General features: G+C 52.7%; 12 protein-coding genes. 3 read left to right on the forward strand and 9 right to left on the reverse strand.

Annotated elements, in window-relative coordinates:
* Window positions 1-107 precede the first annotated feature (107 nt).
* From MF6396_RS20865 to MF6396_RS20905, 9 genes are all read right to left on the reverse strand, one after another.
* Complete coding sequence (locus tag MF6396_RS20865) at window positions 108-1,841, reverse strand: hypothetical protein (RefSeq protein ID WP_078481474.1); 1,734 nt, start codon at window positions 1,839-1,841, stop codon at window positions 108-110.
* Between the two features lie 80 nt (window positions 1,842-1,921).
* Window positions 1,922-2,563 carry a hypothetical protein gene (locus tag MF6396_RS20870; RefSeq protein ID WP_064492179.1) on the reverse strand — a complete coding sequence of 214 codons (642 nt, stop codon included), beginning with the start codon at window positions 2,561-2,563 and terminating at the stop codon, window positions 1,922-1,924.
* A gap of 14 nt (window positions 2,564-2,577) precedes the next feature.
* Entirely contained in the window at window positions 2,578-4,509 is a 1,932-nt protein-coding gene (locus MF6396_RS20875; protein WP_064492180.1) for a helicase-related protein, read from the reverse strand.
* Window positions 4,510-4,649: 140 nt separating this feature from the next.
* Complete coding sequence (locus MF6396_RS20880; protein ID WP_061305958.1) at window positions 4,650-5,114, reverse strand: hypothetical protein; 465 nt, start codon at window positions 5,112-5,114, stop codon at window positions 4,650-4,652.
* 306 nt (window positions 5,115-5,420) lie between these two features.
* Window positions 5,421-7,013: a conjugal transfer protein TraN gene (locus MF6396_RS20885; protein WP_078481476.1), complete on the reverse strand. Its 1,593-nt coding sequence runs from the start codon at window positions 7,011-7,013 to the stop codon at window positions 5,421-5,423.
* Between the two features lie 15 nt (window positions 7,014-7,028).
* Window positions 7,029-8,186, reverse strand: coding sequence for a hypothetical protein (locus MF6396_RS20890; RefSeq protein ID WP_064492181.1), 1,158 nt, complete (start codon window positions 8,184-8,186; stop codon window positions 7,029-7,031).
* Window positions 8,183-8,599 (reverse strand): hypothetical protein, encoded by a 417-nt coding sequence (locus MF6396_RS20895; protein WP_064492182.1) that lies wholly within the window; start codon window positions 8,597-8,599, stop codon window positions 8,183-8,185. The genes MF6396_RS20890 and MF6396_RS20895 overlap by 4 nt, the downstream gene beginning before the upstream one ends.
* A gap of 187 nt (window positions 8,600-8,786) precedes the next feature.
* Window positions 8,787-9,971, reverse strand: a complete 1,185-nt coding sequence (locus MF6396_RS20900) for a hypothetical protein (RefSeq protein ID WP_223843651.1) — start codon at window positions 9,969-9,971, stop codon at window positions 8,787-8,789.
* A gap of 764 nt (window positions 9,972-10,735) precedes the next feature.
* Window positions 10,736-11,698 (reverse strand): tetratricopeptide repeat protein, encoded by a 963-nt coding sequence (locus tag MF6396_RS20905; RefSeq protein ID WP_061305199.1) that lies wholly within the window; start codon window positions 11,696-11,698, stop codon window positions 10,736-10,738.
* A gap of 48 nt (window positions 11,699-11,746) precedes the next feature.
* Here MF6396_RS20905 and MF6396_RS20910 point away from each other — a divergent pair, with 48 nt between their 5' ends.
* From MF6396_RS20910 to MF6396_RS20925, 3 genes are all read left to right on the forward strand, one after another.
* The gene (locus tag MF6396_RS20910; RefSeq protein WP_061305197.1) at window positions 11,747-12,178 is read left to right on the forward strand and encodes a lytic transglycosylase domain-containing protein; all 432 of its coding nucleotides are present in this window, start codon (window positions 11,747-11,749) and stop codon (window positions 12,176-12,178) included.
* A 288-nt stretch (window positions 12,179-12,466) separates the two neighbouring features.
* Entirely contained in the window at window positions 12,467-14,101 is a 1,635-nt protein-coding gene (locus MF6396_RS20920; RefSeq protein ID WP_064492183.1) for a GspE/PulE family protein, read from the forward strand.
* A complete protein-coding gene (locus tag MF6396_RS20925) occupies window positions 14,007-14,627 on the forward strand; it encodes a thiol:disulfide interchange protein DsbA/DsbL (RefSeq protein ID WP_231114287.1) in 621 nt (206 codons plus the stop codon). The genes MF6396_RS20920 and MF6396_RS20925 overlap by 95 nt, the downstream gene beginning before the upstream one ends.
* Window positions 14,628-14,699: the final 72 nt, after the last annotated feature.

The raw sequence follows: 14,699 nt of genomic DNA on the forward strand, positions 1-14,699 counted from the left end.
AATGGATGGCCTCTTGCGAAGGCCTGGTACAAGGGGATGCCTAACACGCGAGTAGAAACATAAAAAAACCGGACTCCAAGGAGTCCGGCTGGTCTTACGTTTTGGCTCTATACGATGCCCTGCTTCAGCGCTGCAAAAACTGCCGTCGCGAGGTCTTTGTCGGATTGTGCCAAACCACAGGCCAAACCCAGGTCAGCGTAGCGTTTATGGTACCCATCACCGATCAGGACGAAACGCACTTCGATGCCCATCAGCACTGCTTCATCAACGGCTGAACGCAGCACATCGCTATTCCCAGGATCCCCGTCAGTAACCACAATCAGAATTCTGCGGGCCTCCGGTCGATCGATGAGTTTCTTGAGCGCCCAGACCACTGCAAGGTGAGTTTTCGTACCATTTTTTGGCTCAGGACTGTACCGCTGCAATGTACCGGCCCAGCTCTCCTCAAATCCATGCCATTCACGAACTACCGTGTTGTAGGTAGCAATTCCAAATGGAATGGCTGAGTTATTCAGAACTTCACCTACTGCCACCGAAACCCGGTTGCAAGCTTCCTGTGCTGAGATCCGATCGTCACTCTCATCCTTCTTTGGAATTGGTCCAAATTTATTGTCCATGGAAGAGCTTTCGTCACCCAACAGGTAGAAACAGGTGTCAATCTCCTCCGCTTGCTTTCTTCTGGTGAAGATTAGGTCATCTCCCACTGCGTATCGCCAAAGTTTTCGAGTGTTGAGTCTTCCTTCACTTGCAGTCCATACTTCATTTTGGGTGATCGTTTCTATGAGTTCCTCGAAAGTTGCTGAGAGTATTGCAGCTGTCTTCTGAGCGCCAGCCCGAAGAAGGCTACGATTTTCAAATGAGCCACCAGACTTTGAAAGACTCAATTCCTTCATCTCGTTTGAGGCGTCTGGTTGATAGCCTCCCAGCCGATTCTGACTCACACCAGGCAGGCTGGAACAGATGACATCTTCCAACCCTTTTGCGTAGCTTCCACAATCAGTCTGGCTCGCGTTCAGCACTTGGTTGATGGCGTCGGAGATGTTACCGGCAGTACTGGGTTGGCCATTACTACCTGGTTGCCCAGTAGAACCAGGTTCACCTTGCGAGTTGTGGCTACCAGATCCTTGTTGCGAGGGGCTCTTCTGTTGGTCCTTAATCAGTTGGAGTAGATCCACAATTTCATTCGCCGCAAGGTTCGCACCCTGAGTGTCTGATGCATTGCAGCCCTTTACAGCAATCGCCTTCACTTGCTCAACCAAAGGTGCGCCGAATGTTGCAATAGCCAGTGCGCGATACTCGATGGCGAAGTCCTTCAGGCAGGTTTGTTCAAGGAGCTCACTACGGAGCTCAGTGACCAACCAGGCGACCAGAATTGACTGAGGTGTTTCTTGGCCAGCGACCGGACCGTGAAAAACTTCTCTTTTCACCAGGATCTTTAAGGTGTTGTGAATATTCGCGTTGGCACCACGAAAGCGGGGCTTTGCCAATAGCTCGCCGCGGGGATCCTCTAGAACGTTCAGCAGTGTTCCGGAGATATCTGGCTTCATCAAAACAGAAAAGTCCGTGTGCAGGCCGTGGCAGAGAATTTCATGGTCGAGTAGACCTTGGATCAATTCGAGATCTTCATCAGTACCCATGGCAGCGGTCAGAGGCAAGGTCAGAAGTAACCCACCAGCAACCTTTTGATCCGGGCCAATCGAAGCAGTTTTAATGTTGGCCCAGATGACACGCACCCGTCGCCCCAGCTTGTTCGCTTCCGCGATCAGCAGATGGGTATAGAGGTAAATGTGGCGCATCGAGACTTTGGACGTTGCAGGAAGCTGCGCTTGAGCGAGACCCATGGATATCCCCTTCTATTGAATGACGGCTTCGGCGATGCCTTTGCCTTACGAAGGGGAATGCTTGACACGTGATTAGAAAATCAATCGTCACCCTGTGGCAGCTCGATACCATGCTTCTGCAATTGGTCACGAAGGGCGCCCTGCAGATCCTTCATGAGAGCTTTGCCATCGAGGGCTGGGGCTGCAGGCTCAACTGGCGCCGGCGTCTGTGATTGGTGGACCAAGGTGGGTGGTAGGGGCCGGCCGTTGGCTTTGTACCGGGCAATGTAGTCCTCAACAATGTCACGTAGGAGTGCCGACGATGTGAGGCCTGGGTGGGATGACTGCGACATCTCAGCTACGATCGCTTGAAAATCTTCTTCAGTTGTACGGCTTACGCGGGTCGACAATGGCTGATCAGCGCTCTCCCGGCTTGCGAAGTTGATTTTCTCAGCCTGGCCCAGGTAGGGCTCCAGGATCGGGGCCATCAGGTCTCGTACTACCTCGTCATCCACATACTGGTAGCACTGGATTTTAACGGTGCGGCTTAAGAAGCCCACCAGGATGGGAGAGCTCTCGACCGCTTCAAGCAGGCGCAGCTCCGCAACCGCATCATTAGCGTACTTCAAAACGGTTGGCATACTGATGACATACATGCGGCCGACGTCGCGGGCTATGTCCCCGGAGAGTAGTCGCTGGTAAATCGCTACCTTGACAGCGAGCGGTGTTGATTTCGCGGCCAATTTGTCCCCCTGTCCTATTCCTGAGCCGGTATGAGGCCCGCTTTGACTGCGCCAGCCATGATTTCACCATGACTTAGCCGTAAACCGAAGAACAACGGTCGATTGGCACCAGATTGCTTTTCACCCTCTAGGCTCAGATCACCATAGCCGCGACTCTCCGCATCTTTCTCGGCGAGCACGAACCCATCATTGCAGGCTGTCAAAAGTCGCAAGCGCGATGACGCTGACTGTTTGATGGGGCTCGGCAGATACATGATGAAAAACCCACGCCCCCCCTTACGAGCTACCCGACCGCGGAGCTGGTGCAACTGAGCCACACCAAAGTGCTCAGGGCTCACTGCAACTAGCAAAGTCAGACCGGGGAAGGTTACGCCAACCTCGATCACAGTAGAGGCGACCAATAGTTTGAGTTGCCCGGCCTTCATCTTGTTTATGACGTCTGTCTTCTCGTCATCCGTCATTCCCCCATGGACCCGGCCTACGTCGTCACCCAGGATCCTCCTGAATCGCTCGTAGGCGGCTTCCACGGCATTGCGAGTGTCAGCCTCCCCATTGACCACGGGGTAGACGAACGCTGCCTGTCCGCCCTGCTTGATAATCTGCATAACGAGATCATGCAACTTCTGCCTGGCGTTGTGCGTGATGATCCTTGTAACGATCTCCCGCGGTACCGGCGTGGTCCTCAGAATTGAGATTGGCAGGCCTCCGAGCTTGACCAGTGCAACCGTTCGGGGAATCGCGGTTGCCGTTGATTCAAGGAAGTTGGTATGGGCCGCGATGAGCTTCTGCCGTTGAGCCACAGAGAATCGTTGCTGCTCGTCAGCGATGACCAGGTCGAAGACTATCCCCGCTTTTTTGGCGGCTGAAAGCACAGCAGTGGTGCCGACAACGATTCCTGCAGACAGGTCAATATTGGTCTTGCCCACCGGACCGACAACAGTGACAACGGGGATTTCGTAGAAGAGGCTGCTCAATTCGGCCGCCAGTTGCTGCGCCAAGATTTGCCCGGGCGCGATGATGGCAACCTTTGCCCCCGCGAGGTAGCTTGCCGCAGCTGGAACCATGAACGTGAATGACTTGCCCGTACTGACATCACCCGACAGGATACGCTGCATCGGATAGGGCGACCTGAGGTCTGACACGATCTCGTCGATGGCTTGAAGCTGGTCGGCAGACGGCGAGAAAGGAGCACGCCTGATTAAATCAGCAACCTGGACTCGGTCGATTCGCAGGAGGGCTCCTTTCACTGCTGGTCGGTTGCGATGAGCCTCAACGCGATTAACAAGCGCCTGTATGCATACGGCCTTGGCAATCCTCACCGCCTCGTCTCCCTCACGCACTGACAAAGGCGTGTGCAGGTTACGCAGCAAGTCAGCAGGGTCGACAAGGCCTGTCAGCTTCCGGAAGTCATCTTCGTGCATCAGGGCCTGTTCCAGGAGCAGGCAGGCTGCCTCGTTGATGTGTGCCATCGCTGCGGTGATGGCCTCACCAAGAACTTCAGCACTCACCTGATTCTGCTTTCCCTGATAGACGGGCATCACCCGTCCAATCATCGCAGGGGGTATGACCATTGGGTTGGACATGGAGGGCCGGCCCTCATAGGTGACCACCTCGCCGTAGGTGTGCACCGTCGCGCCAAAGTCGTACGCCATCCAGGGTTCGATCGAAGGCTTACCAATCAAGCTGATGTGCAGACGCTGACCTCGCCCGTCGACCACTTTGACGAATCCGCGGAACGCCCCTTTGGCCTCTTGCAAGGGCGCACCGGTGCGATCGTAGATCGATCGCTCGATTAGGGTGAGCGCCATGTACGAGGCTTCGCCAGTGTCAGGCAAGGGAAGCACCACAATGGGGTCGTGAAAATCCCTGTATTCCTTCGGTACCGTCAGAAGGCACTCGGGCAGCGATGTGAACCCCAGGCGTGTGAGGCGGCCTATGTCATGCATAATCTGATTTCGCGGCTGATGATCGAATATGAATAGTCACGCGTAACTATAACTCAAGAGAATCAAATAGCACTCGCTTGGTTCCGGTGCCGGCACAAAAAAGCCCTAGACGATGGATGTCGTCTAGGGCTGGGGGAACATTAGTGGCTGACCCGAGAGTCGCCGGTTTGGCCTGTGATCAAGCGAACCGAATCACCAGGGGCGAAGGTTTCAGCTGGATCTTTGGCCTGGGTGACCGCCTGCAAGCTACCGTCACTGGTCATTTTAACGGTGATCTCGACCCCATCAGCATCGTGGGCTTTTTTGTCGACCGCAGCACCAATGGCGGCGCCAACTGCACCTGCGACGACCATCACGGCCAGTTGTCCCAGACCACCACCGCCATTGCTGCCGGCGATAGCGCCCAAGGCACCACCAGCCATGCCGCCGATTGGCGAGGGCTTCCCATTGATTTTGACATCACGAACAGAGTCGACGACACCGAGTTCAACCTTCATCTTCTGCATGGCAGTTGCCTGGGAGTAGTCCCGGCTCGTCATGTTCGAGGCGCAACCAGACATTGCAGCAGTAGTGACGATCAGCAGAGCTGCGATAATTTTTTTCATGATTTGTATCCTTAAGTCAGATTTTCGCTTTAATTGTGCGAATTAGAGAGAGCACAGGACGGCGACGGCCGAGACGGTGTGATCCAATCCTGAATGGGTCTTGGGTTAGCTTTACACTCACGGGATGTGCCACACGGGTTTGTAAACGGCGGCGAAAAATTCTGATTGGCAGTTATAGATTCGTGTAAATCATCTCTTAAGCCCTCTGCTCTCATCCTTCAAAAGGCTGTGTATTAATTGATGGCACGAACACACCCAGCCGAAAAAAAAGCCCCGCTAATTTGCGGGGCTCTAGAGTTTTCCGTTCTAGTTGTATGTGTTGTCGCTGGCTTTTTGTGAGATGTCATCTTGAATGTTTTTGACTTCAGGAAGGACGGTTGCATTCATGACATCATCTACGAACTCTGAGAGGTCGAGCGCTGAAAAGTCAATCCTCTGAAACTCCTCTACAGTAAAACCGCCACAACTAGGGCTTTCGGGGGTTCCCCAGCCCTTCCCTATTTGTGGCTTGCCCTGCTCGTTGATGATTTTCGCAAGCACGGAGTTGTAGCAGCAGTACGCCTCGGTGGTTTCGAGGCAAGCACCAAAGACTTTCTTGGAGCAGTAGCTCCCTACGAAGTGGCAGAGATTCGCACCGCGGTGCATCCCCAGTTGTTGCTCCTCTGGCTCGCAAGACTTGAGCTCCATAACAACTTGAATTGCTACAGCAATCGCAAAGCTGTACGGGTCGAAGTAGAAACCACCGCCAAGCCCGTAAACTGGGCCGCCAAGCATGCCTGTGGCAGGGATTGTTCCACCAACGGCATAACTCAAACCGTAAACGCTGAAGCTCAGTGTCGGAGCAGATGGGGCTGAAGCCCCTAGTGCAGAAGCGCCTTGCTTCACCCACTCGACGTTGTTGTACGCAAAGTCATACATATATTTAGAACCATAGCTCGCTAAGCCACCTCCGACAGCCGAAACTGCTTGACCCATGATTGAAAAGTTGGTTTCAGCACCACCGCTCTTTCCGCAGCAGTTTTTAATACCGCCATACCCTTTTCGGCAAGACTCATCTTCACCGCCGAACAGTTCGCCGTCCGAACCATACACGCCAGCTTCCCGAGCAGCCTCTTTAGCTGCAACCGCTTTTGCGAAGTCGGTATCCGAGGGGTAGCTTGTATCCCAGCAGACACCCTCGTAGCACGAGACTTTCGTGCTGCAGTCTTCTGTTGTCGTTGTTTCACCTTTCTTGGTGATGCAGCTATAAGTGACCTGGGACATGACGCAACCAATAGGGTCGGTGCTCTCGATGCACGTCTCGTCGATTTTCTTACAGCCCTTGTCCTCGTATTGCTTGCAGTCGTTCTCTTTGTCCGGGTTGATGCAAGAATAGTCGTCTTTGTACTTCCAGCATGCCTTGTAGACAGGCAAACCGTTGATGACACGTGTTTCCGGACCTTCGACGCACGTGTGCGATGAGATGTAGCACAGCGGGTTCTTTGCCAGGGGGTCACACTGACTCGTGTCAAGTTCGTCGCGGATAATGGTATGGGTGTCGTCCAACTGGATGGTGTCGGACGGCTTGGGCGTGGCCGGGTTATCGCACCTATAGGTTCGCTGCTCCACCAAACACGTACCGTTCCAGGCAGTGGATATGCAGGAAGTCGAGGTTTGATAACAGCCAGCGACCTTCGAAATAGCGGCACAGTAATCAACAGAGTCAGGCTTCACGCATTCGTATGTAGACCGGTATCGCCAGCAGGCCTTGTAAATAAGGTTGCCCGCGATGTTACGAGTTTCGGCGCCCTCTACGCACGTTTCCCCTGTTTTACGGCAGTCAGCCGCCTGAGCGAATGTTGTTATAAAGACTGAAACCATTAGCGGTATCAGCTTTACTAAAAATATTCGAATAGTCATCCGTTACAAACCCCTCTAAGCGCGAGAATTTAATGCTCTACATTGATCAGTCCATGTTTCGGTGCACGGGCCATTGCACAGCATCCGAGCATACATTGTTATGTATGTTTCGCCCCCGCCACCTACCGCTGTGATCGTCTCAAGTTTGTTGACGCCCGCAACTAGATAAGGAATCAAACTTATGTTTGGGGTTGCCCCCCAGCTGGTTCCAAGCTCCCGATGGCGCTGGACACCATCGCCGATATTTACTCTACCGTTGCTGAACAGAGACAGCTCAGTACCGCCATAAGGACCACTGAACAAGTAGGTGCCATTTATCTTGATCAGAATATAGTCGTCGTAGTACACGGATGCGAGCGTGAACTCGGTGAGCATTGTTGGGTCTTTAACCTCGAATTCCAGCGAACGGGGATAGATCCCATCGCCCCAATAGTTGTCACCGATTGAGCCGAACTGAAGCGCATAGGTGCCGTTGGAGTTTGCCAGCTTCCAGGAGGTATACATATCGGATTGTGTTGTTCCTGGCACAATACCCCCGTTGTCGCATCCCACAATCGGGGGCTCACAGGCCATTGTCAGATAGCGATCACAGGTAACATTCTCGATAGCGTTGTGAGTAACGCTACACTGGAAGTTAGCCTTTGTGTCGACATCAACCACTTGACCCATTGAGCAGTATTTTGCTTCGCTCAAGTTGTACTCGTTGCACACCTCCGTCGAATATATGTCAGGCGTAGTGGTGGTTTTGGTACCGCAGTTTTCTGAGATGTCGCCAGGCTTAGCATTGTTGATGATCTCACCGATCCCGCTGATGATCGGATCGTTTTCGTCAACATCAACTTTGACACGCTCGTATGGGTTCTTTGCAAGGAAGTTGACGGCTGCGCACTCTTGATTTGCGATATCGTCAGGCCCATTAGGCTCTGTTTTGCAGGTATTGATCCGACCTGTACCAACGTTGAAGAGTGAGGTGCTGCCAAATTGAGATGACTGGGATGGCTTGTCTGTGTAGAAGGGCATAGCTTTCGCATTTAACGATGTCACATTCGATGAAAGTTTGCTGAGGTTCGACTTTCCAAGTGCCGCCCCTTCAGAGTGTGGATCTGCTATTGCCATGCTTGATAGCGCAAGAGTTGCAGCCAAGGTGACCAAGCTTGTGATATTGGAACTCATTGGGACTGGACCTTGTTTACCTTGGTAGCGGAGCTATGACCTTGGGTAAACAAACTGGGATCTGCCGGCGGTGCGCCGTCCTCACAAATGTTCATCCCCCAACCAACCTCAAGTGGGCCCGCCCCGCCGTTGACCTTCGGAACCATCTGCTGGGTGTACTGAATCGCAACACGGGCGCAGCCAGGCTGCTGCAGCTGTTCGACGACTTTTGCCTCGACCATGATCGGTTCCCGGGAATGGGTTTGGGCCATCCACACATCTGCTTGGTCACCGGTAAGCTGAGCCGAGGCGTGTCCGGTTTTCACTGCTTCGATCAGGATCTCTTTAGAGGTGTCGGCATGCGCTGTACATGGAGCAGCACCAAGGACGATGAGAGAGGTGCACAGGGACAACAGCTTGACTATGAAATGCATTTTGGTTTCCCGGATACTGGTAGTATTTTACGCGTAAATGTAATTCACTTCCGGTATCGAAATCAATCTGTGAGATTTGGCCACCCTCCAACCTGAGGCTCTCTCCATCGTCCAGTGCACACACAAAAAAGCCCCCGACTCTTGGAGCGAGGGGCTTGCTGGCCAGCAATGCGAGGTATCTGGCGGTCTATTGTGAACGCTGATCATACGCTGAGCATTGATCCACCCAGGTTTCCTGACAATCCGGCGGGCACTGCTGGTGGGCCGTGATATAAACCATTCCGTAGCCTGGGCCTTTGCCGTTAAGCACTTTGATGTTTATGACGTTGGAACCTTCGCGCAAATAAGGTATGAGGTTTATATGCTCATTTGTCTTAAGGTTGGTGCCGGTTTCTGCTGTGTTATGATCACTCGGATTGTCACTCCACCGAGCATGAGGTGGCCTGTAGTTGTTGTCTTGCACTAGCTTTGTTGCGTTCGGGTTCCAGCCGCCAAATGCCCTGCCATGAACACCTATAAACGTGCCGTTTATTTCAATGCCAACGTAGTTGTCGGAATGAATTGCATTTATGAAGAACTCGTCTACGCGATCCAGTCCGGCAATCGAGAAGTTAAAATTAGCTTCAGTTACCTCGTTGATTGCTGTCACATTGTTAATGATCGTTAGAGCCGATCCGACCAGCGTAAATTGGTACGCGCCATTGCTGATGGTTGCTGAGTTTACCGCGATACCAGAACCCGTACATCCAGCGATCGGAGGTTGGCATGAGAGTACTAAGTATTTATCACACGTGACCGTCTCTACTGCATTCTGGGTAACGTTGCATTGGAAGTTTGCCTTCGTGTCAACGTTGACCACCTGGCCCATCGAGCAAGCTTTTGCCTCGCTCAAGTTGTACTCGTTGCAGACCTCAGTAGAGTAGATATCAGGCGTAGTGGTGGTTTTAGTACCACAGTTTTCAGTGATATCACCCGGCTTAGCATTATTTATGATTTCACCAATCCCGCTGATAATAGGATCATTCTCGTCGACGTCTACTTTTACGCGCTCATATGGGTTCTTCGCGAGGAAGTTGACGGCTGCGCACTCTTGGTTTGCGATATCGTCAGGCCCATCAGGCTCTGTTTTGCAGGTATTGATCCGACCCGTACCAACGTTGAATAGTGAGGTGCTGCCAAAGTGCGATGACTGGGAAGGCTTGTCTGTGTAAAAGGGCATCGCTTTCGCGTTAGACGATGTCACATTCGAGGATAATTTGCTCAAGTTTGACTTGCCGAGTTCGGTGCCCTCTGAATGCGGGTCTGCTAAAACTGTCCCGATCACCAGTACTACTCCTGCCAGAGCTGTAAGCCCTTTTCTTGCAATTTCCATTCTGATTACCTTGCTTTCGGGTGCTGGCAGGGTACCGTGCACTGTCTGGATGTTTTGTATACGCGGGCTTGCAAATGCTCTCTGCGCTGGCGTAGACGGGCTCATCACTTGATTTAGGTGCTGAACGACCTGAGCATCGACGAAGTCATGGGCTATCCCGCCATGATACTGTGTCAGATGACAAATGATGCATCACACGTATGCATAATATAATCAGTATTTTGCCTATTGATTTCCTGTGGGGTGAGGATGACGGAGCTGTACACTGCCCTTGAAGATTTCGTACTGGCCGGACCTATTGGCTACTTAGTGATGGTGCTTGCTACGGCAGTTGTAGTCAGAGCGCTGCCTATTCACTGGCGAGCAGCGTCTCTCCTCAGATTGGTAGGGGTGTGTGCCCACGAATTTTTCCACCTCGTCGTAGGCTACCTGACCGGAGCTAAGCCGATTGGTATGACAGTCATACCCCGGCGTGAAGGAAATCAAATTATCCTAGGATCGGTTGAGTTCGAGCGCCTGACCTGGGCGAATGCTTGGGCAACTGCCTTCGCACCTCTGTTAGCTTTGCCCGCTCTCTATGCGCTCGCCGTTTGGCGCACTTCGAGTCAAGCAGGGGGGCTGGCGTTAGAGGACCTGGTCTGGTGGACTATCGGCGGCCCCATAGTTTTGCACTGCTGGCCATCGAGGGCAGACTGGCGACTGGCACTCATCTCGTGGCCGATACTTGCCTTGGTCTTCCTATGCGCAGCGCTGTATGTATGGGGTCAGGATTTGTCATTCCTGTTGGCTTGGAGAAGCGTAGCGTCATAGTCAGGCCGCTTCATATGTTTGTGCGTTGAAAGCCAGTTGGTTGCGAAACTGGTTGCGTCATTCTGCTCTTTTGAGGTGAGGTCGAAGGACGATATGCCCGCTGAGTTCATCCCCTGTTTCCCCTTGTTCAGGCCGACATAGATCAACCACCAGGATGCGGCCATCTTCGCGTTCTGATTCATGCCGTGGCCATTCTTGTACATAGCCGAGAGGATGGCCGGTGCATTCGGCTCGCTTGCTTGCGCTGCCTTCGTCAGCCAGTTGTACGCCTCTTGGTACTCCCCGCGCTCGTAGAGCATCCGCCCGAGTAGGTAGTAGGCCGTCACATTGCCTCGGTTGGCGCCTTCGTTTGCCCAAGCCCATGCTCTGTCTTGCTCGCCTTTGCCTAGGTAGTAGAGCGACAGGCGAACGGCTGCAAGATCGACAGACGCGTCCTTTACGGAAGACTCGAACATCTCCATCGCTTTGGTCTCGTCCTTCGCTACACCACGGCCTAGCAAAGTGAGGACGCCCAGGTTGTACCGAGCAAGCGGGTAGTCTGTGCTGGCGGCGGAGAAGTATGCGGCAGCTGCGGCGCTGTCCTGTTTGACGCCTTCTCCGTGATCCAGCAGATAGCCCACAACGTTCTGTGCTCGACTATTCCCGCCTTGTGCGAGATCGAAGAGCTTCGGCAGAGCAGCTTTGTCCCCTGCTTTGTAGGCTGCCCAGGTCCGAAGAACTTCACCACCCTCTCGGGCGGTTGATAGCAGCCCCTTCATAGCAGTGGAGATGTCTGGAAGGTCGGCTCCCCCAGCCGCCGCTTCGTTGCTGAAGTACGCAGCTGCGGACGTATCTTGGGCTGTGCCTGCAGCGCAGTCGAGGCTCGCGAACGCAAGGGGGAGAGCCAACAAGGCCGGCAGTTGATTCAGTAAAGGCATTTTCTGATACACCTTGTTTATTGGTACGCGTAATGTATTCTTTAGCGCATGAAAAAACTATCCCTCCCTTTTCTTCTGGCAGGTGCATTGACCGGCCTTCCTATGATCGGACACGCGGACTGCTTCGCCGAGGCAGCTGCGCGCTATCGGGTCAGCGAGAAGCTGCTACGCGCCATCCAGGTCACAGAGAACCGCCCGGGGAAAGCAGACGTAGTGAGCCCAAAAAACAGCGATGGAAGCTGGGATATTGGGCTGATGCAGATCAATTCCTCTTGGCTCCCCAAGCTATCGAAGTACGGTATTGGTGAAAAAGAGCTTTTGGATCGTTGTATCAGCGCGAACGTAGGAGCTTGGATCCTTGCGAGCAACATTGCGTCGCATGGGCACACTTGGAAAGCAGTCGGCGCATACAACAGCCCATATGAGAAAAGTCAGCGGATATATATTCAGAAGGTCATGAATAACTATGGTGGTTTGTAAATGAAGCAGCTATTCAGCAGTTTTTTTGCTGTTCTTCTGTTTGGGTGGATTTTGTATACGGTATCTCCGGAGGAGCCGTGTGAGCGTGTGGAGCGTGGCGCTTTACCGATCAGAGTAGTTTTTGATGCAGTCCGTTGGGCAGGCACAAACTACCTTAGTACAGATTCCCGGATTGACTTGCTACTTTGGAGCATTGAAGCGGATAAATCCGTTCAGAGTTTCATTTCGCGTTTGTTCTACGGCCCAGTCCTTAAATGCACTAATGGCCAAGCTAAATAGGAGCTGACAGTGGCAAGAGAGCCAGATCTTTTTATTTTCAACTCCCCAGCAGACAAACCTGCGGCAACATACTTGAACGACCTGTTCATGATGGCCGCCCAACAAAAAATCCCGGATATTCATTTCCAGTGGGTTCAAGGTCACGTGCATATCCATCTGCGTGAAGACGGAAAATTGAGGCACTATGAAACTGTAGAACCAGCAATGGGCAAAATGATCGATACGAAAATTCGATCGCGGGCCACCATGGACCTCTCTCAGCATCAGATTCCCCTCGATGGCCGCATCGGATTGAGATACCCAGGATTGGAATTGGAAGTTCGTGTCAGTTTGGTTCCAAGTCATAACGGCCAGAAAATCGTATGCCGGTTGCTCGATCAAGAAAACTCTTCGATGAGTCTCGAACGAATCCGAATGCCGCCCTTGGTCGAGCATGCTTTCCGCGAGATGATTAACGAACCTCAAGGTCTGATTCTTGTCACCGGCCCAACAGGCTCAGGTAAAACAACTACTCTGTACGCAGCACTCAATGCCATCAACGACGGAACGCTCAACATTTGTACGATCGAGCACCCGGTCGAGTATGTAGTTAAGGGCTTTGTCCAAATCAACGTCACGCCCCAGCTCAGTTTCGCCCTGGGTCTCCGGGCCCTGCTCCGACAGGATCCGGACGTAATTCTGATCGGTGAAATTCGTGACCAGGAAACCGCGCAAATTGCCATTCAGGCTGCGAACACAGGCCACTTGGTCTTTGCAACATTGCATTCAAATAGTGCGGCTCAAGCAGTCCCTCGCATCATTGATCTTGGTGTCGACGCTCAAACCCTTGCGTCTGTCCTCATTGGCGTAATTGCTCAGCGACTTGTTCAGACTCTGCGCACTGATATGGATCACGAGTGGATTCCTATCAATGATGTAGAGCGCATGTGGTTGAAAAAGAACGGACTGCCGGCTATCACAGGCAAGGTACCATTTGCCCCAACGAAAGATTCGTTCTCAGGTAAATGCCCCATTATTGAACTTATCAGGTCGGATAAATCTGTACGTACAGCCATAATCGATGGCGGTGGCGAGATGACTGTCCTGAACGCTGCTGCTCGACAAAACCAGTTCGACACGCTGGGCCAGTCCGCAGTACGGATGGTGACTGATGGATTGACCACCATGGCTAGGGTGCGAAGCCTGATTAAAGATGACTCCGTAAAGCCAACTGTCAGGCGCATCGGCGATGTTCTAATCGCTCAAGGCCTCATTACTTTTACGCAAGCAAACCAGGCAGCTGAACTTCAGCTGCGTAGCACCATTGAAGGCAAGGTGAAAAAGTTTGGCCAAGCCCTCATCGAACTTGCGCTTGTAACACAAGATGATGTAGTGAACGCTCTAGGTTTCACAGAGGGTGCTGTGGAATTCTTAAATGATCTGGCAGCGGTCCGAAAAATAAACTTCAGAGCCCTGAAGGATACAGTCGAACTGTGGCGCACTGAACGAAATCAAGAGTCAATCTTCGACATGCTCATCGAGCAAAACCTGATCAGCAAGGAACGTTTATATGAAGAAGTTTATTGCGCGGATGGCTATGGCAGCCCTGCTGGCAACCCCAGTTCTGTCGATAGCACAGGAGTCGTTGTCGCCGCTGCCGTATAGAGAGGTTGCGGCCCAAGCTGAAGATAATCACAAGGTCATCGTGTTCTTTTCCTTCGCGTGTCCAGTTTGTGCTTCGTACGATCAGACCTTTGCCCGGTGGGCCAAAACAATGCCGCCTGGTTGGTCTGTTGAGTTCCTTCCCGTAGCGGTCCCCGACAAAGGAAATTACATTGCTGCACGTGCATTCTTTGCTGTCCAGGATGCAGATCCGGCCCGCCTCGATGCATTCATGTCGGCGGCCTACACGCTGATCCAACAGAACGCGATGACTATGGAGAGCGCTGACACGTGGTCGAAAGCGGTAGCGATCGCCAACGTACAAGGGTTCAACGAAGCCTGGCACAACGTCACTCAGCAACGCCTGGAGAAGGCTTTTGCCAAGCTCCTCACATATGGCGTTGATGCCACACCGTCCATGGTCATCAGTGGTAAGTATGTGATCACACCTGACGATGTTTCCGGGGATAGTGCTATTTACATGAACCTGGCCAACGGCATGATTTCAAAGGTGATGCAGGAGCAATAGCCCAGTCCATGCCTTGCACTGGCTGTCAAAGCACCAAACCCCCGTACCTACGGGGGTTTGTATTTGGGAGGC

It is taken from the genome of Pseudomonas sp. MF6396 (assembly GCF_002018915.1).
Taxonomy (GTDB): domain Bacteria; phylum Pseudomonadota; class Gammaproteobacteria; order Pseudomonadales; family Pseudomonadaceae; genus Aquipseudomonas; species Aquipseudomonas palmensis.